Raw genomic sequence first — 22215 nt, 5'->3', positions numbered from 1 at the left:
TGGGCGGGCGGGATATGGTATAAACGCGCCCGCTGACTGCGGAACTCTTAATGCACGGCTCTCACTATCGGGGCCTGAATGACGAATTGCACCAGCTAATCTCACACACACATCGACACATTTAGCCTGGGTGCCCGCACGACGGGTTGGCTTATGGGATGTGTGGAGGCCTAACCCAATCACATACAGGTGAAACATGGCACAAGTAAGTATGCGGGACCTGCTCAAGGCAGGCGCTCACTTCGGGCATCAGACCCGTTACTGGAACCCCAAGATGGCAAAGTACATCTTCGGCGCCCGTAACAAGATTCATATCATCAACCTCGAGCAGACCGTTCCGGCAATGAATGAAGCGCTGAAAACCGTTCAGCGCCTGGCCGAGAGCAAGAACAAGGTCCTCTTCGTCGGTACCAAGCGCGCGGCGGCGAAGATTATCAAGGAAGAAGCCGAGCGTTGTGGCATGCCGTTCGTCAACCATCGCTGGTTGGGTGGCATGCTGACCAACTACAAGACGCTGCGTCAGTCCATCCGTCGTTATCGCGACCTGGAAGCCCAGAGTCAGGACGGCACTTTTGACAAGCTGACCAAGAAAGAAGCCCTCGATCGTCGTCGTGAAATGGACAAGCTCGAGCGCAGCATCGGCGGCATCAAGGACATGGGTGGTCTGCCCGACGCACTGTTTATTATTGACGTTGACCACGAAAACATCGCGATCAAGGAAGCCAACAAGCTGGGCATCCCCGTTATCGCTATCGTCGATACTAACAGTGATCCCGCTGGCGTTGACTACGTCATTCCCGGCAATGACGATGCAATCCGTGCGATTCAGATCTACGTCAAAGCTGTGGCGGATGCGTGCATCGAAGGCAGTCAGTCCGGTACCAACCCCAACGAGTTTGTTGAGGTAAGCGAAGAAGAAGCGCCCTCGGCCCCCGCGGCAGAGTAATGGCGTTGTCAGAGTGCCTGCGCCAGACGCGCTGCACTCTGACCCGTTTTCCGGGCGACGCTGGCGCCCGGCTTCTCGCTGACAAGACTTAATTGAAGAGGATTTGAAATGGCTGCTATTACTGCTTCCATGGTGAAAGAGCTTCGTGAGCGCACCGGTCTTGGCATGATGGAGTGCAAGAAGGCGCTGGTCGAAGTTGAAGGCGACGTCGAAAAAGCAATTGAAGAAATGCGCAAGTCATCCGGCCTTAAGGCTGCGAAAAAGGCGGGCCGCACGGCCGCTGAGGGTGTGGTGCTGGTTCGTGTCGCTGATGACAATCGCAGCGCCCTCCTACTTGAAGTGAACTCCGAGACTGATTTCGTTGCACGTGACGACAGCTTCCTGGCCTTTGCCCGGGAAGTGCTCGAAACCGCGTTCCAGAAGCGTGAGACAGATATCGCCAAGCTGATGGCTGATGGCCTTGAGACCAAGCGCGAAGCACTGGTCCAGAAAATTGGTGAAAACATCAGTGTTCGTCGTGCCGAGCTGATCGAAGGTTCTGTGGTTGAAGGGTACGTACACTCCAACAACAAGATGGCAGCGGTTGTTGCGTTGAGCGCCGGCCAGCCTGAGCTGGCTCGCGATGTGGCAATGCACGTGACTGCGGTTAACCCGCGCGTGGCCAAGCCGGAAGACATGCCTGAAGATGAAGTCCAGAAAGAGAAGGACATCATCAAGGCGCAGCCCGACATGGCTGGCAAGCCAGACGAGATCGTCGAGAAGATGATGGGCGGGCGGATCAAGAAGTTCCTTAAGGAAAACAGCCTTGTTGATCAGCCGTTCGTCAAGAACCCTGACCAGACGGTTGGCGCACTGCTGAAAGAAGCTAACGCAGACCTCGAGCGCTTTGTAAGGCTTGAAGTGGGCGAAGGCATTGAGCGAGAGCAGGTCGACTTCGCTGCCGAAGTGGCAGCTCAGCTCAAGTCGTAAGTCAGCAACGGCCTCTAACGGAGGCCGTTGTTCTGTGGAGCCGTACGTTCCGCGCAGTAACTGTCCAACCGGACGTTCAGCTGCGTCGGGTTAAAACGTACGGCTGCTTTGTATAAGTGCCCCGGTAGACGTCGGGGCAGCACTCCGGTAAAAACCGGATCGCCTCAAGCGGGCGTGCTCGCAAGAGGTGCCGCATCAATTGCCAGCTCATGAGGTGAGAATGCCTACCCCGAATCCGTCCCAGCCACGTTATAAGCGAATATTGTTGAAGCTCAGCGGCGAAGCCCTGGTGGGCGAGCACGAGTTCGGTATTGATCCCAAGGTCCTTGACAGAATGTCCCTGGAGATAGGGGCGCTGGTTGGCATAGGCGTTCAGGTGGGCCTTGTGATCGGTGGCGGCAACCTTTTCCGGGGTGCAGCGCTGCATGCCGCCGGCATGGATAGGGTCACCGGCGATCATATGGGCATGCTTGCCACTGTAATGAACGGCCTGGCCATGCGTGATTCCCTGGAGCGTTCCAATATTCGTACCCGGGTGTTGTCAGCGATTCCCATGACCGGCGTGGTGGACCACTACGACCGCCGCCGGGCGATCAGGGACCTGAAAGACGGCGATGTCGTGGTATTCTGTGCCGGTACCGGCAACCCGTTCTTCACAACCGATTCTGCTGCCTGCCTGCGCGGTATAGAAATCGAGGCAGACATTGTGCTCAAGGCAACAAAGGTTGATGGGGTCTACTCTGATGATCCGGTCAAGAATCCGAATGCCCTGAGGTATGACCGTCTGACCTACGACGAAGTGCTGGACCAGAAGCTGGGTGTCATGGACCTGACTGCCATCTGTCTGTGTCGGGATCACGACATGCCCCTCCGGGTATTCGATATGAACAAGCCGGGTGTCCTCACGCGCATCGTGGTGGGCGAGAATGAAGGCACGTTGATCGCCAAAGACTAAATGGCGAGTTGAGAGGAATTCAAAGTGATAGACGAAATCAAAGAAGACGCGCAGCAGCGCATGAAAAAAAGTGTTGAAGCGCTGCAGGTAGCGTTCAACAAGATCCGCACCGGGCGCGCTAATGCAAGCATCCTGGATAGTGTGATGGTGCCTTACTACGGCGAACCGACCCCGCTAAAGCAGGTTGCGAACGTCACGGTCGAGGATAATCGCACCCTGATGATTTCAGCGTGGGAAAAGAACCTGACGCCAGCGATCGAGAAGGCAATACTGACTTCCGATCTTGGGCTGAACCCGTCATCGAACGGTGGAATTATTCGCGTGGCCATGCCCATGCTGACGGAAGAAACCCGCCGGGACATGGTTAAGCACGCGCGCAACGACGCAGAGAATGCCCGGGTTTCCGTGCGTAACATCCGTCGGGATGCCAACGGTGATCTGAAAGAACTGCAGAAAGAAAAGGAAATTACCGAGGACGATGAGCGCCGCGGCGCGGATGAAATCCAGAAGGTAACAGATTCCTACATTGCTGAAATCGATCAGCTTCTGAAGAAGAAAGAAGAAGACTTGATGGCCGTGTGACCTTTCCGGGTTCACGTTATCCTGCTCTTTTTCAGACAAAACTTCGCTTGTCGGCAGCGGCCGGAGAAAATAGGCTGAACCTGAAAAGCGAATCGCTTGAGGCTTTCTGCTCAAGTTGGAGTTGTCTGCTCAAGTTGGGGTTGTCTTCTCAATTTTTAGTCAGTATTCGCGGTCGCTAAGGCGACCGCGAATGCGTTTAAAGCATAACGAGGGTGTTGCAAAGACTGCGACCCGAAATCGGCCTGCTGTCCTGCACGGCCATTGGGGCACAGCGGCCTTTGACGCTTTCTGAACCATCTGACTCGGGGTAAGTATGTCCGAACAAATCTCCACGACGGTTCCGGTTGAGGCGCCTGCCATGCCTCGGCACGTGGCGATTATCATGGATGGTAACAACCGCTGGGCCAAGCTCAAGCGTCTGCGCGGGATAGCAGGCCACAAGGCGGGGGTCGATGCAGTGCGGGCGGTTGTGGAAACCTGTGCCCAGGAGGCGGTCGAAGTATTGACTCTTTTTGCGTTCAGCAGCGAAAACTGGCGCCGACCTGAAGAGGAGGTTGGGGCACTGATGAAGCTGTTTCTCATCGCCCTCAAGCGGGAGGTCAGAAAGCTGCACCGCAACAATATCCGCCTTCGTATCATTGGAGAGAAGAGCCGTTTCAGCAAGGTGTTGCAGGAGCACATGGCTGCTGCCGAAGAGTTGACGGCGGCCAATTCCGGTATGACGCTGGTGATTGCTGCAAACTACGGTGGCCAGTGGGACCTGACTCAGGCAGCCCGTAGTCTGGCTATGGACGTCGCAGAGGGCTCCCTGAGCCCCGATGCTATTGATGAGGCAGCGCTGCAAAGCCGGCTGGCGTTGGGGGATCTTCCGCACCCGGATCTGATGATCCGCACGGCGGGCGAAAAGCGGATCAGCAACTTCATGCTCTGGCACCTCGCCTATACGGAATTCTACTTCTCCCCGGTATACTGGCCTGATTTCAAGCACGAAGAGATGCAGAAAGCGCTTGAAGACTATTCCCTGCGTAAACGTCGGTTCGGACGTACTGACGATCAGGTAGACGCCGTGTCTTCCGAAACGCCTCTTCTTCGTCAGGCCAACCGCTAGCCTTGAAAGACCATAGACCTGTTTCGCAGTGTAACGTTGTAAGATCAGTTTCACTGCAGACAGATCAGCCAGAAGGACCGCAAGTCAAAGTGCTCAAGCAACGCGTCATTACTGCACTCATCCTCGCGCCCATCATAGTCGGCGGACTGTTTTTTCTGCCGCCTCTGGGGTTTGCCATATTCACCGGTATCCTCGTGGCTATCGGCGGCTGGGAGTGGGCTAACCTTTCCGGCGTCAGCGCTAACGCGGCACGAGTAATCTATGCACTGGTGATCGGTGCTGTAATGGCGGCATCACTGTTTGCAACCGCGGGCTACACGCTGGCGGTGCTTTGGCTGGTCCTGGCCTGGTGGGTCTGCTCGTTCTGGCTGGTGTCGCGCTATCCTTCCGGAACGGCTCTCTGGGAGCCGACACCTGTGCGACTTCTGATGGGGTTGCCGGTTCTGGTGGGGGCGTGGCTGGGGCTCAATTACCTGCGCAGCGGTGATTTCTCGCTGGGGCGTCTGGACAACAATCTACTGTTGATCCTGTTCGCTTTCTGCATTGTCTGGATTGCGGACATTGGAGCGTATTTCGCGGGTCGGGCCTGGGGAAAACGTAAGCTCGCTCCCAATGTCAGTCCCGGGAAATCATGGGCTGGTGTCTATGGCGGTGTCGCAGCGGCGCTGCTGCTAGCGGCCGTGGTCGCATGGCTGGCGGAATGTGGTTTCGGCCAGGCTGTCGGGCTGATTCTCATCAGCGGCGTAACAGCGTTAGTGTCCGTTCTGGGAGATCTTTACGAAAGTATGCTCAAGCGGCTGCGCGGCGTAAAGGACAGCAGCCAGCTTCTTCCGGGCCACGGCGGTGTTCTCGATCGGGTGGACAGTCTCACTGCGGCGCTGCCGGTGTTCGCTTTGCTGCTGACGCTGGCCGGATGGCTGTCGCCGGCCGCCATCGCGTGACGCGCATGGATGCAGGTTATGGCCTGCCGCGCCAGGTTACCATCCTGGGGGCCACGGGTTCGATCGGGCAAAGCACACTCGACGTCATAGCGCGACATCCTGAGCGCTTCTCTGTTTATGCGGTCACCGCGCACCGCAGCGTAGATGAGCTCGCCGCAATCTGCCGGCGCTGTCATCCGCGCTACGCGGTGATCGCTGACGAAACCCTGGTTCCGCGTCTGGTCGAACTGCTTGGTCCGGGGCACAGCACACAAGTTCTCGGCGGAAATCAGAATCTCTGCGAAGTCGCCGCCGCGCCCGAGGCAGACACGGTCATGGCCGCCATTGTCGGCGCAGCCGGCCTGGTGCCCACGCTCGCCGCGGTGCGGGCGGGCAAGCGGGTGCTTCTGGCCAACAAGGAAGCTTTGGTCATGAGCGGGGCTCTGTTCATGGATGCAGTGGTTGAGAGTGGCGCTGAGTTGCTGCCGATAGACAGTGAGCACAACGCCATATTCCAATGCCTTCCGGTCGGCCAATCTCGTGATCTTCAAGGGGCCGGTGTGAGGCGGATTCTTTTGACCGCTTCCGGCGGGCCGTTCAGGCTCAGCAGTGCTGAAATGCTGCAAAAAGTCACCCCGGATCAGGCCTGCGCACACCCCAACTGGTCCATGGGACGCAAAATCTCTGTAGACTCCGCCACGCTTATGAACAAAGGCCTGGAACTTATCGAAGCATGCTGGCTCTTTAATACGGAACCTTCGCGGGTCGAAGTGCACGTCCATCCCGAGAGTATTATCCATTCTATGGTTGAATATCTGGATGGTTCGGTCATAGCCCAGTTGGGTAGTCCTGACATGCGTACGCCGATCGCCAACGGCCTGGCATGGCCTGAGCGGATTGATTCAGGGGTCGAGTCCCTGGATCTTTTCGCCCTGGGAAGTTTTCATTTTGAGAAGCCGGACCGGAAGCGTTTCCCGTGTCTGGATCTGGCGGCCGAGGCCTTTAAGGCAGGCGGAACCGGGCCGGTTGTGCTGAACGCGGCCAACGAAGTGGCTGTTGAGGCGTTCCTGGCCGGCAATTTAAGCTTCACTGGCATCGCGTCAGTCATTGAGACAGTGCTGTCGTCGGCCCCGGTGAGCCCGGCAACGACCCTGGAAGAAATTCTGGCGGCGGACCATGCTGCCCGTGCCGAAGCTCAGGTTCAGCTTCGCCGTTTTCAGTAGAGTTTTTTAAATCTGTTTCTGGTATCACAACTGACCCCCTGGCTGGAGCTGCATGCAATTCATCCAAACAATTCTGGCCCTGGCGGTGACCCTGGGAATTCTGGTCACCGTGCACGAATACGGCCATTTTCTTGTGGCCAGGCTTTGCGGCGTTCGAGTTCTGCGCTTTTCGGTAGGGTTTGGTAAGCCGTTCTATTCCTGGTATGACCGGCACGGGACCGAGTTCGCGCTGGCCGCGATTCCTCTTGGCGGCTACGTAAAGATGCTGGATGAACGGGAGGGGGAGGTAAAAGCCGAGCAATTGGAGCAGGCGTTTAATCGTAAATCCCCCGGCAAGCGAATTGCTATTGCATCTGCTGGCCCTCTGGCCAACTTTCTTTTTGCCATTGTGGCCTATTGGGTCCTGGGTATGGTCGGCTTCGTCTCGGTTGCCCCGATTGTCGGGCAGGTGGAGCCGGGGTCCCCGGCAGACCGGATGGCGCTTGAGCAGGGCATGGAGATTCAGGCTATCGACGGTGAGCCGGTCTCGTCCTGGCGCCAGGTCGGCATGTCGCTGATCCAGCGAGCGGGAGAGCATGACACTGTTCAGTTTACGCTTTTCCGAAACGGCCAGACTGAACAGCGCGAGGCTGAGCTTGGCGGCTGGCTTGCCGATGAGCGCGACCCTGACCCGATCAGACAGTTCGGCATAAGGCCCTGGCAACCCCCGGTTCCTGCTGTGATCAGCGAAACGGTGCCCGGTGAGCCTGCGGCTGAGGCAGGGCTTGAGCCTGGCGACAAGATTATTGCGATCGACGGCAGCGATGTGCCCCAGTGGCGCGATGTGGTCGATCGCCTCCAGGCCTCGGCCAATGAATCCCTGACACTGACCGTAAGACGGGATGGTGCGCTGATTGATCTTACGGTAGTGCCACGCTCGCGCGAAAATGCCGAGGGCGAATCGGTCGGGTTCATCGGGGCCGGGGTTAAGCCCGTAGAGTGGCCCGAGGAGTATCTGCGAACGACGCGCTTTGGTCCCATTGCCGCGGTTCCTGCAGCGCTGGATCTGTTCTGGCGGGATACCCGCATGACGGTGATCGCGGTCAAGAAAATGGTCACCGGCTTACTGTCGGTGCAAAATCTGAGCGGACCCATTACTATCGCCCGGGTTGCTGAGGCGACTGCGAGTTCCGGCTTTGAGGACTTTATTCGCTTTCTGGCCTATCTCAGTATCACGCTGGGCATTCTTAACCTGTTGCCCGTGCCTGTACTCGACGGTGGCCATATTCTTTTTTACGGAATTGAAGCGGTACGGGGAAAGCCCCTGTCGGAGCGCGTCCAAGGGTTCGGGATGCGGGTCGGTATCGCCCTGATTCTCGCCTTGATGTTCGTCGCTCTTTACAATGACCTGATGCGGTTGTGAAAATTGCGTCTTTTCGAAATCCCCGCCTGAGCGCTGCAGTTGCTCGGGATCTGCCTTCCTGCGAATACCGCACCTCAAGGTCAGACCAGCGCAGCGCCCAGACGGGAGTCATCCGTTCTGGAATGCGGCTTTTACTGACGCCGTTTCTCCGCGTGATACAGGCTTATTGACTGCATGAGACATCCTCTGCTGAGTTTTCTTCTCGCCTCCGCGCTGGCGTTATGTGTAATTGCGCCGGTCCAGGCCGATGAGTTTGTGGTTTCCGATATCGAGCTGCGCGGACTCCAGCGCGTCTCTGCCGGGACGGTTTTCAGCACCCTGCCAGTTCAGATTGGCGACGAAGTTGACGAGATCGCCCTGGCGGAAGCAATACGCACGCTCTTCCAGAGCGGTTTGTTTACCGACATTGAAGTTTACCGGGACGATGACGTACTGATTCTGGAACTGCAGGAACGTCCGGCCATCAGCAGTATAGAAATTGAAGGCAACAAGGCTATTGAAACTGATCAGCTGATGAAGGCTCTGGAGAACGCCGGGCTGCAGGAAGGGCAGGTCTTCAAACGTGCGACCTTGGAACGGATTGAGCTAGAGATACAGCGTTCATACGTAGCCCAGGGGCGCTATAGCTCCCGCGTGACCGGAGAGGTGGAAGAGCTTGAGCGGAACCGCGTCAAGTTGAAGCTGGATATTAACGAAGGCGAAGTCGCAGCTATCCGCCACATCAACATAATCGGTAACGAGGCCTTCACCGACGACGAGCTGATTGACCTGATGGAGCTGAGTGCGGGCGGGCTTTGGGCGTCAATTACGAATGCTGACAAGTATTCGAGGGAGCGCCTGAGTGGGGACCTGGAACGAATTCGCTCCTATTACCTCGATCAGGGCTATATCGATTTCGGGTTTGAGTCGACGCAGGTTTCCATCTCACCTGACAAAAAACAGGTTTTTATCAGTCTTTCGGTTAATGAAGGCGAACAGTACCGTATCCGGGACGTCGAAATTCGCGGCGACCTGATTGTTGGCGAGGAAGAACTACGAAAGTTTGTCCGGATTGACGAGGGCGACGTCTTCTCCCGTGCTCGCCTTAACCAGACCTCTGAGACGCTCTCGCGGCGGCTAGGCCGGGAGGGCTACACCTTTGCCAACGTCAGTGCGGTGCCGCAGGCGCACGATGATAAAACAGCCAGCGTGACTTTCATGGTTGAGCCCGGTGAGCGAACCTACGTTCGACGGATTACCTTTGAAGGCAATACGGCAACCCACGACGAAGTGCTGCGCCAGGAAATGGTCCAGATCGAGGGAGCCGTGGCGTCGACCGATCTTATAGAAGCCTCCAAGGTGCGGCTGGAGCGCCTTGGCTTTTTCGAGCAGGTAGAGGTGGAAACACGTCCTGTTCCGGGTCGGGATGATCAGGTTGATGTCAACTATGCGGTGACGGAGCAGGCCACCGGCAGCCTCTCTGCTTCCGTGGGTTTTTCACAGTCAGCCGGTATTATCCTCGGCCTCAACATTTCAGAACGCAATTTCTTCGGAACCGGTCGGCGCGTGGGTTTTGGGGTGAACTCGAGTGAGTCGGTCAAGGCGGCGAACATCTCGTACACCAACCCGTATTACACGGTCGATGGCGTAAGCCGAGGCTTCAGCCTGTCTGCGAAAGAGACGGACTATGCCGAGGAAGATATCTCGTCTTTCGTACTGGACAACTACACGGCCCGGATGAACTTCGGTTATCCGATAGACAGCATCACCCGTCTTAATTTCGGCGTGGGCTATTCGCGCTCCAACATCGATGTCAACGATGTGCCGGCGGTCGAGATCGAGCAGTTCATCGAGGAGGAGGGCAAGGGCTTCGATGCCTATCTGCTGAACGCCTCCTGGACGCGTGACTCCCGCAACCGGGGCGTTCTTCCGACCGATGGGCTCATGAACGCGGTTTCGGCGGAAATAGCAGCACCTGGCAGTGACCTGACCTATTACCGGCTCACTCACAGAGCCGAGTACCTGGAGCCGTTCAACGCGGCCCAGACCTGGGGCCTGCGCCTGCGGACGGAGCTCGGCTATGGCGATGGTTACGGCAGTGACAGCCTTATGCCATTTTATGAGCATTTCTTCTCAGGCGGCTATGGCTCAGTGCGCGGGTATGAGGCTAACTCCCTGGGTCTCAATGCCACGCGCAACCCCAATGACTGGCGGCGCGAGCGGCCGTTTGGCGGCAACGTACTGACCGAAGCTTCGGCTGAACTGATTTTTCCGACACCGTTCGCGGGGGATAACCGTTCCATGCGTACGAGTCTGTTTCTGGATGCCGGCAATGTTTTCGACACTGCGCGTGGGTTTGATCCCGAGCTTGGTGAGCTACGCACAAGTGCTGGCCTGAGCTTCCAGTGGATTACGGCCATAGGCCCCCTGGCGTTCAGTCTGGCTAAACCACTGAATGATAAGAGCGGCGACGATACCCAGGTATTCCAGTTCTCCCTGGGTCAGCAGTTCTGATAAGCACTGCCCTTCGGGGCGGATCACGGTTCATACAAGAGGAGCAATATTATGCGTCCCGTACAACAGCTCAAAATGATCGGTCTTCTGGTACTTCTCACTCTCTCGGCGCCTCTGGCCGCCGAACTGAAGGTCGGCGTGATCGACCTGCGAAGGGCGGTTTTCACCTCTGACGATGCCCAGTCCTTCACGGAAAGTCTGCAATCGCAGTTCAAGGGCGAGGAAGAAAGCATCCGTAAGCTGCAGCAGGAAGCAAGTGCGATGCGGGACCGCCTGGAAAGTGACGGAGCGATGATGAATGAAAGCGAGCGCAACAAAGCCGCGCGTGAGTTTGAAGGCAAGGTCCGGGAGTTTAACCAGCGCCGCCAGCAGCTCGACCAGGCGGTGAGTGAGCAGCGCGCGCAGTTTTTGCAGAAGGCTCAGCCGGAGATCGACGCCGCACTTGAAAACATTCTGAAGGAGCGCGAGCTTGATCTTATTCTGCCTCGGGAGGCCGTCGTTTTTGCCAAGCCTGAGCTGGACCTGACCGATGAACTTATCAAGCGTCTCAATGACTGAGCGACGCCGCTGCTGCCGGAACAAAGATGAACGGCCGGGCGCTGGCTGCGGCTGGTGTGCTGCGTCTGCAGGAGCCGGGTTTGCAGGAATCAGCTTTGCACGAACCTGCTTTGCGGGAAAGAGAACTTATGAATCATAACGTAATCACCCTGGGTGAGATCGCTACGTTACTGGGCGCTGAGCTGAGAGGCGACGCTGGCACGCCGATCAAGGGCATAGCTACGCTTTCCGGAGCCGGCGAGGGCGATCTGGCATTTCTCTCTAACCCGACTTACGCGCGCTATCTGGCCGATACCCGGGCATCTGCAGTAATTCTCAATGATGCTGCGGCCGCGCAGTGTCCGACCAATGTCCTAATTATGGACAACCCCTACCTCGGCTATGCTCGCCTGAGCCACCGTTTTAGCAAGGAACCACAGCTGGATGCGGGAATTGACCCATCGGCGTCGGTTGACCCCAGCGCTCGGGTCGCGCAATCAGCGGTGATTGGACCGCGAGCGATTATTAGCGCCAATGTGATCATCGAAGATAATGTCAGTATCGGCGCCGGCGTGTTCGTCGGCGCGGCCTCGACCATTGGGCCGGGTTCGCGAATATATCCGAATTGCACCCTCTATCACGACGTCCACCTGGGCGAACGCTGCATCGTGCATTCTGGCGCGGTTATCGGAGCTGACGGCTTTGGCTATGCCAATGACAAGGGCGAGTGGGTCAAGATTGCCCAGCTCGGGGGCGTGCGGCTTGGTAACGACGTTGAGGTGGGCGCCAATACGACCATCGACCGTGGCGCGCTGGAGGACACCCGCATCGGCAACGGCGTGAAACTGGATAACCTGGTAATGATCGCCCACAACGTTGTGATTGGTGAGCAAACTGCGCTGGCAGGGTGCGCAGGCGTGGCCGGGAGTTCCACCATCGGGCGCAACTGTGTCGTAGGCGGCGGCAGCTGTATCAGTGGCCATCTGACGGTGGCCGACCAGGTGCACCTGACCGGAATGGCCATGGTGACGCACGATATCAAGGAGCCCGGCGTTTACTCGTCGGGTACAGGCGTTGAGGACAACCGCAAGTGGCGAAAAAGCGTTGTCCGGTTCCGGCAACTGGACGAGATGGCCAGGCGGATAAAACAGTTGGAAAAGCAGGTGGAACAGCTGACCGGTTCAGGCTAGTGTCCTGTCCGGGTAATTCGGATTACCCGGACAGGACACTAGCGACCGGGGCACTGCTTCCGTTTTTCTAGGCGCTCAGGACACTGAACGTTTGAGCACTACTACTATGTTGAGAGTCTGAGGCTCCTGATGATGCACATTGAAGAAATTATGGAGTATTTGCCGCATCGATATCCGTTTTTATTGGTGGATCGCGTCCTGGAGGTCGAAAAAGGCCAGCGGATTGTGGGCTATAAAAATATCTCCATTAATGAGGATTTTTTCAACGGCCATTTTCCCGGCAAGCCGATAATGCCAGGCGTTCTTGTGGTCGAAGCACTGGCTCAGTTGTCCGGCATTCTGGGTTTCATGACCGAAGGCACGCGGCCCTCAGATGGTGTTACCCATTATCTCGCGGGCGCCAACAATGTACGCTTCAAGCGGCCTATAGTGCCCGGTGATCAATTGCGCCTGGAAGCGGATTTGCGCGCGAGCAAGCACAATATCTGGAAGTTTGATTGCCGGGCACTGGTGGACGGCGAGGTTGCCTGTGTGGCAGAGATTATGACGGCGAAGAGAGTAGTCTGATGACACAGAATGCACTGGAGGGCGTCCATCCCCAGGCGATTGTGGAGCCCGGTGCGAGTCTGGGAAAAGACGTTACCGTTGGTCCCTGGTCCTATATCGGCGCTGGCGTCGAGGTTGGCGACGGCACGGAGATCATGTCTCATGTAGTAATCAAAGGCCCGACCAGGATCGGTCGCAACAACCGCATATTCCAGTTTTCCAGCGTGGGCGAGGAGTGCCAGGACAAAAAGTACGCTGGTGAACCCACTACGCTTGTGATCGGCGACGACAATGTCATCCGGGAGGGTTGCACGATCCATCGGGGAACGGTCCAGGACCGGGGTGAAACCCGCATCGGTAATGCCAATTTACTGATGGCTTACGTCCATGTCGCGCATGACTGTACCGTTGGCAATAACACCATACTGGCCAACAATGCCACGCTTGCCGGACATGTTGAAGTAGGCGACTGGGCGGTGCTGGGCGGCGGTACTATGGTGCACCAGTTCTGCAATATAGGTCCGCACAGCATGAGTGCCGGGGGCAGTATCGTCCTGAAGGATATTCCGGCTTATGTCATGGCGAGTGGCCAGTCGGCGTCGGCTTTCGGTCTTAATGCGGAGGGGCTGCGCAGGCGGGGTTTCTCGCCAGAAGCAATCACAACGCTGCGCAGGGCCTACAAGGTTCTTTACCGCCAGGCCCTGACGTTGAAGCAGGCTATCGACGCCATTCGCGAAGAGTACGGAGACAGTCCTGAGATCAAGGTTCTGCTGGAAACGCTCGAGCGCACCAAGCGGGGCATAGTACGTTAGCATTACTACATAGTGCGCTAGCGTTGCTGCACAGTGCGCTAGCATTACTGCTCGCAAGCGCCCCGGCCCAGCACCGGCGTCAGCCCATTACAAAATGAAGTAACCATGCCCCAGTCCAGACACCCGACTGAACCGGATGTAGTCCAGCCTGTAATCCAGCAAGGCATCGTCAGTTCTGCTCCCGTCACAGTGGGGATCGTCGCAGGTGAAGCTTCCGGCGACATCCTGGGTGCCGGGTTAATTGCTGCGCTACGGCAACGTTACCCCAATGCCCGCTTTATTGGCATAGGTGGTACCGAGATGCAGGCGGAAGGCTTTCAATCGTTGGTTCCCATGGAGCGGCTTTCGGTTATGGGGCTGGTGGAGGTCGTTGGCCGGCTCAGGGAATTATTCGCTATCCGCAAACGGCTGCGCGACTTTTTCACCGCCAATCCGCCACTGGTTCTGATAGGCATTGATTCGCCCGATTTCACGCTTGGACTGGAACGGCAGTTACGGGAGCGCGGGACCACGACCGTACATTATGTCAGTCCGTCGGTTTGGGCCTGGCGACAGGGTCGAATCCATGGCATCGCCAAAAGTGTCGACCTGATGCTGACGCTGCTTCCTTTCGAAGCGAAGTTCTACGAAGAGCATCGAGTGCCCGTCTCGTTTGTTGGCCACCCTCTGGCCGATACTATTCCTTTACAGCCGCCCACTCTGCAGTCACGCCAGGACCTGGGGTTGGCGGCTGATCAGCCGATGGTGGCATTGTTACCGGGCAGTCGCGGTGGAGAGCTGTCCCGGCTGGGGCCGCTATTTTTGCAAACCGCACTCAGGCTGTTGAAGTCGCGGCCGAATCTCCGTTTTATCGTTCCCTGTATAAACGCAGACCGGCTACGCCAGATGCAGGCCTATCTCGACGAACACTCCGGCCTGGGCGAGAGCGTTTCCCTGGTTCTGGGTCGTTCCCGGGCGGCCATGGCCGCGGCTGACGTCGTATTACTGGCGTCCGGTACGGCCACGCTTGAAGCCATGCTGCTGAAGCGTCCGATGGTCGTCGCCTACAGGCTCTCCCCTATGAGTTTCCGAATCGTCTCGCGCATGGTGCGGATAACCCACATTGCTCTGCCTAACCTGCTGACGCCTGAGCCGCTGGTGCCGGAGTTGATCCAGGACGCGGCAACGCCTGAAGCGCTGGCAGAGGCTGTACTGCGTCGTCTCGACGACCCCGGTCGCATAGCGCTGGAACAGGAGGCTTTCCACACCGTACATCTGGCTTTGCGTCGCAACGCCAGTCAAAGGGCAGCTGATGCCATTGTTGCGCTGCTGCAGGATAAGGCATCTACCCGTGCTGGACAGCACCGAACGGTGCACGCCTTATGACGCCTTTTATCTGCCAGTACCAGGGAACGCTGCTGGCTGGCGTTGACGAGGTTGGCCGTGGCCCTCTGGCCGGGCCGGTCGTTACCGCCGCGGTGATTCTCGACCCGGAAAAACCCATCCCAGACCTGGCGGATTCCAAGATCTTGTCCGAAGCTCGCCGGGAGGCTCTGTTCGAACGAATCACGGCCGACGCTTTGGCATGGGCGGTTGGCCGCTGTGAGGTCGAGGAGATCGACCGCCTGAACATATTTCACGCGACCTTACTGGCCATGACCCGGGCGGTACAGGCGCTCTCTCAGGCGCCCGAGTACGTGCTGGTAGACGGTAATCGATGCCCGCCCTGGCAATGGGCAAGTGAGGCTGTGGTCAAGGGCGACGGACGTGTGCCTTGCATCAGCGCTGCCTCCATCGTTGCAAAGGTTAGCCGGGATCGGGAAATGTGTGTGCTCGACCGACTATACCCAGGCTATGGCCTGGCCCAGCACAAGGGCTACCCGACGGCTCAGCACTTCGAAGCCCTGCAGTTGCATGGTGCCAGCCCGATCCACCGGTCCTCTTTCAAGCCCGTACGGGATTTGATGCGCAGCAGCGAACTGACCGCACAGGCTGATATCCAACCCGAGCTATTCTGATGCGGTAAGCCGTTGAATGGCGGGTGGTAATGGTCCTGGCCACATACGCAATGCAGACCGAAGTGGAACAGAGGGCGCGGCGAACAAACAGGAAGGGCTGGGCTTAGCGACAGGATAGGACTAACGCGAGCCTTGTGCATCAAAAGCAGCGGTTAGGCATTTCGCTTCCGGAGGCCAAAGTGCCATGCTGTAACAGGAAACGAACAAGAACAGGAAACGAAAAAGGCCAGCGCTAAGGCTGGCCTGAATCGTACTGAATAATGGTAGCGGGGGCAGGATTTGAACCTACGACCTTCGGGTTATGAGCCCGACGAGCTACCAGACTGCTCCACCCCGCATCAACTCGATGGCGCGTATACTACCCACGGATTCCCGTTCCGTCAAGGGCATCTCATAAATGAATTTGTTTTCTTGCGGTTTCTCTCCAAGGTCGCTATTAATTTCAGTTAAGGTTATCAGTGCACTCAGAACAGGGATTATTCTTCCGGTGCTCTGGCGAAGGTCAGCTTCGAGCCGCTATTCCAAGAGTCCAGAAAAAATGTCCCATGTCCGAAGATAAACTTTACCCCTTAAACGTCAGCGAGCTGATCGAGCATGCGCGAAATAATGAGCGTATCGCCCGGACACTTTTTGAGATAGAGGTTGAGGTGATGAACCTCAGCGACTGCGCTGCCTTTTTTGACCGCCTGACCGATATGGTTCGGGAGCGCTTCGCATTGGATGACGTCTGGCTGGTGCTGAGTAATATCGAAGCCAACGCAAGACTCGCTGAGACGCTGCGAGAGCAGGGCGCCCTGAACACCATCCTGACGGTCGCCACGGTAGATCTCTTGCGCCTGGTGGAAAACCGCCGAGAGCCGGTACTGGTGGATGAACTGGCCCGCTACCGGCAACTGATTCCGCCGACATCCCGCGATCGGCTGGGCTCACTGGCGATTCTGCCGCTGGTGATGGACGACCGAATCGTCGGCGCGATGATTTTGGGCACGCGTGACAGAGAGCGCTACCAGCCGGGTATGGAGTTCTTTTTTCTTCATCAGTTGGCGGTAAAGGTGTCGATCGGTTTTTCCAGCGTATGGGCACGCGAGCAATTGAGGCTGCTGGCGACCCGGGATGCTCTGACGGGACTGCGCAATCGGCGCGATCTCGACCTTGCGTTACCGCAGGAGCTAAGTCGTGCCAGGCGCTACGGCCAGCCGCTTTCGCTGCTTTTCATGGATTGCGACGACTTCAAACAGATCAATGACACCCACGGCCATGACTGCGGTGATGCCTACCTGCGCTTTCTGGCCCGAATTTTTATAAGTCTTCTGCGGGAAGATGACTCAGTCTTCCGTTACGCCGGCGATGAATTTGTCGTCGTGCTTCCCAACCAGACCTATAGTGCTGCTCAGGCCATAGCTGAGCGAATGGAAGCCCACCTCCAGCAGGTACCTTTTAGCTGGCGTCAAAAGGCGCTGGTGGCGAGCATCAGCTACGGCATCGCCAGTACGAGCCAGGCCAACTGGCTCAACGCAGAGGATATGCTCAGACATGCTGATCAAAAATTGTACGCCTTGAAACGCGAGCGCAAGGCCGCGCTATAGGCCGGTTGCAGGGGTAATTGGCCGGGTTCTGAGCATGTCCATGCGCCTGGCGGTGACCTTCAGCTTGCGCCCGAATCCTTCGACCCTGGCTCCCAGTCCCTTTCCCCTTGCCGGTATGCCCCGGGTGTTACGCCGGTCCACTTCTTGAACGCCCGGTGAAACGTCGAGGGCTCGGTAAAACCGATGCGATAGGCGATATCATTGATCGCCAGCTCCTCGCGGTTCAGCAGGTAAATTGCCTGGTCTCTTCGCAGGTTGTCTTTGATTTCCTGGTAGGACGTGTTCTCGTCCCTCAGGCGCCGCCGCAGTGTCTGCGGACTCATATTGAGTGATTGCGCGATGGTCTCGAAATCGGCGATCTGAACGCTGAAGTCGCGGCCAATAATGGCGCGGATCTGGCTGGTGTGGCTGTGCCGGTCGTCGGGCCGTGCCAGCAGGTCCGCGGGTGATGTTTTCAGGAACTCCTTGATCTCGTACTCGTCGCGGATAATGGGAAGCTTCAGATAGCGGGCCGGAAAACTCAGCCCTGTCTCCGGCTGGTCGAATGCCAATCGGCAGTGAAAGAGACCCCGGTATTCATCGCCATGTGCCGGTCTGGGATAGTTGAAAGTGACCTGATCGAGGGTGATGCCCTGGCCGATCAACCAGGAGGAAAGCCGGTGCCAGATGACCAGGAGGCTTTCCTGGAGAAAGTGGTCCGGGTCGCTGAGGGGGACGTTGGAGTGCAGGCTCAGGTAGGCCTGGGTATCGTCCTGGTGCAGGCGCAGTGACACGGGCTCGTCAAACAGACCGTAGAACTGGCGTGCGCGAGCGTACACGCTTTCAAGATTTGCCGCGTGGACAATCAGCAGGCACAGCGTGGCGAATGTCCCGGGTTTGCTGGGATGAGGTGCGAAGCCCATGAACTCATCGCCCAGTTCCTGCCAGAGAGTCTGCATCAAGCGGCTGTATTGTGCCCCCGTGACGCGGCTGCCTGGTTCTTTCAGCAACTCAGGAGAAATCCCGGCCGACAGCAGCAGGGTTCGGGTGTCACGACCGTTACGTTTCGCACCGCCCAGCGCGGCATGAACAAAGTGCGCGGATATCGTCAATTCACTCATGCGGAATGTCCGTAATTCGGGAAAGGGGAAACCTACCACCAACCCTCTGGTCATTCACGTCCAGGGCGCATTAGTGTGATCTGGTTCGGGTGAGCGAATCGGCCAATCATTGTGGTTTTAACGGATCTTGTTCGCCCCCGGGGCAGAGGCGTTAGAGTTACACCCTGCCCACACTGAGGAGACACCATGTCAGGTCCGTTACAGCATATCCGCATACTGGATTTCACCACACTCTTACCGGGGCCATACGCCACCATGATGCTTGCAGACATGGGGGCGGACGTCCTGAGGGTCGAATCGCCCTCCAGGCTTGATCTGGTCAGGGTGATGCCCCCGCATGACCGCGGTGTGGCGACGGCGCACAGTTACCTTAATCGCGGCAAGCGGTCACTGGCCCTGGATCTGAAACAACAGGAATGTGTTGAAACTGTGAAAGCGCTGGTCCGGGACTACGACGTGGTGGTCGAGCAGTTTCGACCGGGCGTGATGGACAGGCTGGGTGTCGGCTATGCCACTCTTCGGGAAATCAACCCGCGGCTCATCTATTGCGCTATTACCGGCTACGGGCAAACCGGTCCCTACCGGTTGCGCGCCGGGCACGACATAAACTACCTGGCGTTGGCAGGTGTGGCCAGTTACAGCGGACGTGCTGAGGGCGGTCCTCCGCCACTGGGGATTCAGGTGGCGGATGTCGCCGGAGGCTCCCACCACGCAGTTATGGGTATTCTCGCGGCAATAATACATCGCCAGCAGAGCGGGGAAGGGCAGTTTGTGGATGTCAGCATGACGGACGCGGCTTTTTCTCTTAATGCGATGGCCGGGGCGGCTGCGCTTGGCGCTGACCACCAGCCGGGACCGGAGTCAGATGTGCTGAACGGCGGCAGTTTCTATGACTATTACCGCACAGCAGACAACCGCTGGCTCGCAGTGGGTAGTCTCGAACCACAGTTTATGCAGGAGCTTTGCAAGACGTTGGGTTGTCCAGAGCTGGCAAGCAAGGGGCTGAGCCCAAAACCGGAGCATCAGCAGCAACTGAAGCAGACTTTGCGGGAACGCTTCGCTGAGCAGCCGCTGGAGCACTGGCAGCACGTGTTCGCCGACCGGGAGGCTTGTGTTGAGCCCGTCCTGACACTTCGTGAGGCGAGCGAGCATCCACAGCTGACATCCAGGGACATGGTCATCGAGGTCGACCGGGGCGATGGCGAGAAACAGCGGCAGCTCGGGCACCCGATCAAATTCAGTGAGACACCTTGCCAGAGCCGATTTGCGGGACGGGTGCTGGGTGCCGATAACGAGAGCGTGCTCCAGGAGCTGGAAGAGCACAAAAGCAAATAAGGAAGGGCGCCCGCGCAACGCGCCCTGTTCAATCTGCGCTTGTACGAGATGCGACAGAAAATCATGCAAAAAAAAGCGGATCCCGAGGGGTCCGCTGGAGAATAGAGGATAATACGATGTCCGATTCGGTTGGATGCTCCCACTAAACGGTGGAGGTACTGCTTCACCCTCCACCTGTGGGGGATACTGCTTGCATCCACACTTTCATAATAGGAGAGCTTTGCCCGCCGGTCTGTTGGTCACCGGTAGTTAAATGTGTCCTTGGGTAGCATGATGTAAATTTGCTGTAACCGGAGAGTTTCAGCAGGAAACAGCAGCCTCTGGCTTTTGGAAAAATTTGCAACAGACGAAAAAAAACGAGCCAGAGGCCCGTTCAAATGAGGAGAATACATGATCGAAATCTGCTGGAGTTGCCCACTTGTCGGTGGAGGTACTACCTAACCCTCCACCAGTGGGGATACTGCTCAAATCCACAATTCAATAATAGGTCAGGTGTTGCGCTGGAGCTGTTGTGACGTTGTAGTTAAATGTATCAGCGCGTCGATCTCTGTTTCTGTTCTGTAAAGCCATGCTGACACTATGTAACGTGAGCACTACCGTAACGTGAGCACTACCGCCTGACGTGAGCCTTACCGCCTAACGTGAGCCCTACTGCTTGGCGGTAAGGGGAAGCCCTTCCACTTCGCCGCCGACGGAGGTGGTTACCAGCGTTCGGGTCTCGTACGAGCGCATCAGGGCTGACAGTGCGGCTCGCTCCAGTGTTTCAGGCTTGGGCGCCTGGTCGCCGTCCCCGCAGACACAAAGTGCAGTGCCCGGCTCAACAGCAACGTACCCCGCGGTGGTCTTGAAGGCCTTATGGTTGAGGCCGTCGTGGATGCGTTTGTAAGTCGCTGCCTGACAGTGCTCGACCTCGGCAAAATGGGCAATAATGGCAAACTGGTTCTCGCCAATACGGCAGAGCGCATCCAGAGGCCGGATCAGGTGTGTCAGTCTACGGCCGATGCCTGCCGCCAGTTCAGCCAGAGTGCTGGCATTGTGCCGCCGCTTGATCTCCTGCCAGTTGCGTATGCCGACAATCAGGTAGGCCGTCGCCCCGCCGCGCGACTCGGTGTGCCGGAGACTTTGTTCCAGTCGCTTGCGGGCGTAACGGGCATTGGCCATGCCGGTTTCCAGGTCAGCATAATTGCGCGACTCAAGGTCCCGGTTATTCTCCACCAGTAGCCTGTTGGCCAGGAGCAGTGTGTTATGCCGGTCTGCCAGGCGGTCCGCTGCAAATACACGGGGCAACAGCTGCTTGCTCATGTCTGATTTATTGATGAAATCGTCGACGCCGCGATCAAAAGCCTCAGTGAGCGCGCTCACATGCTCCTTTCCGGTGAGCAGGATGACATAGGTGTAGCGACCGCTGAGTTCGTCTATCTGACGGACTCGATCAGTCAGTTCCAGTCCATCCATGCGGGGCATCAGCCAGTCGGCGATGAGAACGCTTACCGCGCGGTCTTCCATCTCGGCCAGCGCGGAATCAGCGTTGTTGGCGATTCGGACATCCCGATAGCCCGCACTTTTCAGTGTTCGTGCGACTACCGCACTGCTGAATTTGGCGTCGTCCACTACCAGGATGGGCAAGTCGAGATTTGGCATAACGGGCTACTACTCTGCGGCTGGTTGGGGAAAACTGCGGGACCGGGTGGCCGGGTGCCCGGCGCTGAAGCCTGATGCACCGCTGAACGAGGGAATCTCTGAACAACTCTGCCGCAAGAGCGCTTTTTGCGTCGCGCCCGCCCGGGCTTTCAGCCAGAAGGGCGTCGGAGTTATTCAGAGGTTCGCTGGTACGCCGAAGTGGCCCATTATAAACTAACCGCTTGTGTCTGCTGGCCCAATTTGCAAAAGTTTGATCCAGTGCCGCTGTCCCTGCCGAAGCCCGACAGTTGCCGGTCCATTTATGGTGACACTCCGGGCAAACGCAGGCCAGAGATCCATAGCGCCATAGCTCACGTCCAACCCTTCTATCGCGGAGTTCCTGATGCCCACGTTCGATATTGTCTCTGAAGTAAACCAGCACGAGGTCGCCAACGCTGTCGATCAGGCCAATCGCGACCTCGGAAACCGCTGGGACTTCAAGAATGTTGATGCAAGCATCGAGCATGAGGGCAACACCCTGACGCTTACGGCAGAACAGGACTTTCAGCTTGAGCAGCTGGTGGACATTATGCGGATGGCTTTAGCCCGTCGCGAAGTCGACGTGCGCACGCTGAAAGAAGGTGACGAGTTTCGCTCAGGCAAGCAGATGAAGCGCAAGTTCACGATCCAGGAAGGCATCGATACGCCGACCGCCAAGGACATCGTCAAGCGCATCAAGGGTAGCGGGCTGAAGGTGCAAGCCAGCATTCAGGGCGAGAAAGTCCGGGTCACAGGGAAAAAACGCGATGACCTTCAGGCAACCATGGCCCTGCTTAGGGAAGCAGAGCTGGACGTGCCGCTGCAGTTCGATAATTTCCGGGATTAACGCCCGGA

The 22215-nt window shown here is 57.5% G+C and carries 20 protein-coding genes and 1 tRNA gene; 18 read left to right on the top strand and 3 right to left on the bottom strand.

Features of this window, described 5'->3' with window-relative positions; translation table 11 throughout:
• Positions 1-196: 196 nt before the first annotated feature.
• The 15 genes from rpsB to rnhB all read left to right on the top strand — a co-directional run bounded on the left by rpsB (position 197) and on the right by rnhB (position 15680).
• Positions 197-946, top strand: coding sequence for a 30S ribosomal protein S2 (rpsB, locus tag soil367_RS11035; protein WP_136549163.1), 750 nt, complete (start codon positions 197-199; stop codon positions 944-946).
• Between the two features lie 108 nt (positions 947-1054).
• A complete protein-coding gene (tsf, locus tag soil367_RS11030) occupies positions 1055-1915 on the top strand; it encodes a translation elongation factor Ts (RefSeq protein WP_136549162.1) in 861 nt (286 codons plus the stop codon).
• Positions 1916-2135: 220 nt separating this feature from the next.
• Positions 2136-2870, top strand: a complete 735-nt coding sequence (gene pyrH, locus soil367_RS11025) for a UMP kinase (RefSeq protein WP_136549161.1) — start codon at positions 2136-2138, stop codon at positions 2868-2870.
• A 24-nt stretch (positions 2871-2894) separates the two neighbouring features.
• Positions 2895-3452, top strand: coding sequence for a ribosome recycling factor (frr, locus tag soil367_RS11020; RefSeq protein ID WP_136549160.1), 558 nt, complete (start codon positions 2895-2897; stop codon positions 3450-3452).
• A 313-nt stretch (positions 3453-3765) separates the two neighbouring features.
• Positions 3766-4560, top strand: coding sequence for a polyprenyl diphosphate synthase (uppS, locus tag soil367_RS11015; protein ID WP_136549159.1), 795 nt, complete (start codon positions 3766-3768; stop codon positions 4558-4560).
• 89 nt (positions 4561-4649) lie between these two features.
• On the top strand, positions 4650-5501 hold the full coding sequence (locus soil367_RS11010; RefSeq protein ID WP_136549158.1) for a phosphatidate cytidylyltransferase: 852 nt from the start codon (positions 4650-4652) through the stop codon (positions 5499-5501).
• A 5-nt stretch (positions 5502-5506) separates the two neighbouring features.
• Positions 5507-6703, top strand: a complete 1197-nt coding sequence (ispC, locus tag soil367_RS11005) for a 1-deoxy-D-xylulose-5-phosphate reductoisomerase (protein WP_136549157.1) — start codon at positions 5507-5509, stop codon at positions 6701-6703.
• Between the two features lie 52 nt (positions 6704-6755).
• The gene (gene rseP, locus soil367_RS11000; protein WP_136549156.1) at positions 6756-8105 is read left to right on the top strand and encodes an RIP metalloprotease RseP; all 1350 of its coding nucleotides are present in this window, start codon (positions 6756-6758) and stop codon (positions 8103-8105) included.
• 174 nt (positions 8106-8279) lie between these two features.
• Positions 8280-10598 carry an outer membrane protein assembly factor BamA gene (gene bamA, locus soil367_RS10995; RefSeq protein WP_136549155.1) on the top strand — a complete coding sequence of 773 codons (2319 nt, stop codon included), beginning with the start codon at positions 8280-8282 and terminating at the stop codon, positions 10596-10598.
• 51 nt (positions 10599-10649) lie between these two features.
• Positions 10650-11156, top strand: a complete 507-nt coding sequence (locus tag soil367_RS10990) for an OmpH/Skp family outer membrane protein (RefSeq protein ID WP_172962332.1) — start codon at positions 10650-10652, stop codon at positions 11154-11156.
• Positions 11157-11284: 128 nt separating this feature from the next.
• The gene (lpxD, locus tag soil367_RS10985; RefSeq protein ID WP_136549154.1) at positions 11285-12325 is read left to right on the top strand and encodes a UDP-3-O-(3-hydroxymyristoyl)glucosamine N-acyltransferase; all 1041 of its coding nucleotides are present in this window, start codon (positions 11285-11287) and stop codon (positions 12323-12325) included.
• Positions 12326-12457: 132 nt separating this feature from the next.
• The gene (gene fabZ / locus soil367_RS10980; RefSeq protein ID WP_425459983.1) at positions 12458-12892 is read left to right on the top strand and encodes a 3-hydroxyacyl-ACP dehydratase FabZ; all 435 of its coding nucleotides are present in this window, start codon (positions 12458-12460) and stop codon (positions 12890-12892) included.
• On the top strand, positions 12892-13683 hold the full coding sequence (gene lpxA / locus soil367_RS10975) for an acyl-ACP--UDP-N-acetylglucosamine O-acyltransferase (RefSeq protein ID WP_136549152.1): 792 nt from the start codon (positions 12892-12894) through the stop codon (positions 13681-13683). The genes fabZ and lpxA overlap by 1 nt, the downstream gene beginning before the upstream one ends.
• A 165-nt stretch (positions 13684-13848) precedes the next feature.
• A complete protein-coding gene (gene lpxB, locus soil367_RS10970; RefSeq protein ID WP_425459982.1) occupies positions 13849-15048 on the top strand; it encodes a lipid-A-disaccharide synthase in 1200 nt (399 codons plus the stop codon).
• Positions 15045-15680 carry a ribonuclease HII gene (gene rnhB, locus soil367_RS10965; protein ID WP_136549150.1) on the top strand — a complete coding sequence of 212 codons (636 nt, stop codon included), beginning with the start codon at positions 15045-15047 and terminating at the stop codon, positions 15678-15680. The genes lpxB and rnhB overlap by 4 nt, the downstream gene beginning before the upstream one ends.
• 261 nt (positions 15681-15941) lie before the next feature.
• Here rnhB and soil367_RS10960 read toward each other — a convergent pair.
• A tRNA-Met gene (locus soil367_RS10960) sits at positions 15942-16018 on the bottom strand.
• Positions 16019-16225: 207 nt separating this feature from the next.
• On the opposite strand from soil367_RS10960, the gene soil367_RS10955 reads away from it, so the two are divergent.
• Complete coding sequence (locus soil367_RS10955) at positions 16226-17266, top strand: GGDEF domain-containing protein (protein WP_136549149.1); 1041 nt, start codon at positions 16226-16228, stop codon at positions 17264-17266.
• A 59-nt stretch (positions 17267-17325) separates the two neighbouring features.
• Here soil367_RS10955 and soil367_RS10950 read toward each other — a convergent pair whose 3' ends face one another.
• A complete protein-coding gene (locus soil367_RS10950; protein WP_136549148.1) occupies positions 17326-18366 on the bottom strand; it encodes an AraC family transcriptional regulator in 1041 nt (346 codons plus the stop codon).
• A 186-nt stretch (positions 18367-18552) separates the two neighbouring features.
• Between soil367_RS10950 and soil367_RS10945 the strand changes: the two genes are divergently transcribed.
• On the top strand, positions 18553-19701 hold the full coding sequence (locus soil367_RS10945; RefSeq protein WP_136549147.1) for a CaiB/BaiF CoA transferase family protein: 1149 nt from the start codon (positions 18553-18555) through the stop codon (positions 19699-19701).
• A gap of 648 nt (positions 19702-20349) precedes the next feature.
• Here the strand turns inward: soil367_RS10945 and soil367_RS10940 are convergent.
• Positions 20350-21342, bottom strand: coding sequence for a response regulator (locus tag soil367_RS10940; RefSeq protein ID WP_136549146.1), 993 nt, complete (start codon positions 21340-21342; stop codon positions 20350-20352).
• Between the two features lie 382 nt (positions 21343-21724).
• On the opposite strand from soil367_RS10940, the gene soil367_RS10935 reads away from it, so the two are divergent.
• Positions 21725-22207, top strand: a complete 483-nt coding sequence (locus soil367_RS10935; protein WP_136549145.1) for a YajQ family cyclic di-GMP-binding protein — start codon at positions 21725-21727, stop codon at positions 22205-22207.
• Positions 22208-22215: the final 8 nt, after the last annotated feature.

Source organism: Hydrocarboniclastica marina, assembly GCF_004851605.1.
Lineage (GTDB): Bacteria > Pseudomonadota > Gammaproteobacteria > Pseudomonadales > Oleiphilaceae > Hydrocarboniclastica > Hydrocarboniclastica marina.
Note: the sequence above shows the minus strand (reverse complement) of the source record. Positions and strands in the feature narration are given on the sequence as shown.

What these genes read in the sequence shown, in the direction of transcription:
- soil367_RS10935 (WP_136549145.1), top strand. Translation starts at nt 21,725, where the DNA reads ATGCCCACGTTCGATATTGTCTCTGAAGTAAACCAGCACGAGGTCGCC.
- soil367_RS10945 (WP_136549147.1), top strand. Translation starts at nt 18,553, where the DNA reads ATGTCAGGTCCGTTACAGCATATCCGCATACTGGATTTCACCACACTC.
- fabZ (WP_425459983.1), top strand. Translation starts at nt 12,458, where the DNA reads ATGCACATTGAAGAAATTATGGAGTATTTGCCGCATCGATATCCGTTT.
- soil367_RS10955 (WP_136549149.1), top strand. Translation starts at nt 16,226, where the DNA reads ATGTCCGAAGATAAACTTTACCCCTTAAACGTCAGCGAGCTGATCGAG.
- lpxA (WP_136549152.1), top strand. Translation starts at nt 12,892, where the DNA reads ATGACACAGAATGCACTGGAGGGCGTCCATCCCCAGGCGATTGTGGAG.
- pyrH (WP_136549161.1), top strand. Translation starts at nt 2,136, where the DNA reads ATGCCTACCCCGAATCCGTCCCAGCCACGTTATAAGCGAATATTGTTG.
- uppS (WP_136549159.1), top strand. Translation starts at nt 3,766, where the DNA reads ATGTCCGAACAAATCTCCACGACGGTTCCGGTTGAGGCGCCTGCCATG.
- tsf (WP_136549162.1), top strand. Translation starts at nt 1,055, where the DNA reads ATGGCTGCTATTACTGCTTCCATGGTGAAAGAGCTTCGTGAGCGCACC.
- soil367_RS10940 (WP_136549146.1), bottom strand. Translation starts at nt 21,342, where the DNA reads ATGCCAAATCTCGACTTGCCCATCCTGGTAGTGGACGACGCCAAATTC.
- bamA (WP_136549155.1), top strand. Translation starts at nt 8,280, where the DNA reads ATGAGACATCCTCTGCTGAGTTTTCTTCTCGCCTCCGCGCTGGCGTTA.
- soil367_RS10950 (WP_136549148.1), bottom strand. Translation starts at nt 18,366, where the DNA reads ATGAGTGAATTGACGATATCCGCGCACTTTGTTCATGCCGCGCTGGGC.
- rnhB (WP_136549150.1), top strand. Translation starts at nt 15,045, where the DNA reads ATGACGCCTTTTATCTGCCAGTACCAGGGAACGCTGCTGGCTGGCGTT.
- soil367_RS10990 (WP_172962332.1), top strand. Translation starts at nt 10,650, where the DNA reads ATGCGTCCCGTACAACAGCTCAAAATGATCGGTCTTCTGGTACTTCTC.
- ispC (WP_136549157.1), top strand. Translation starts at nt 5,507, where the DNA reads ATGGATGCAGGTTATGGCCTGCCGCGCCAGGTTACCATCCTGGGGGCC.
- rseP (WP_136549156.1), top strand. Translation starts at nt 6,756, where the DNA reads ATGCAATTCATCCAAACAATTCTGGCCCTGGCGGTGACCCTGGGAATT.
- lpxD (WP_136549154.1), top strand. Translation starts at nt 11,285, where the DNA reads ATGAATCATAACGTAATCACCCTGGGTGAGATCGCTACGTTACTGGGC.
- rpsB (WP_136549163.1), top strand. Translation starts at nt 197, where the DNA reads ATGGCACAAGTAAGTATGCGGGACCTGCTCAAGGCAGGCGCTCACTTC.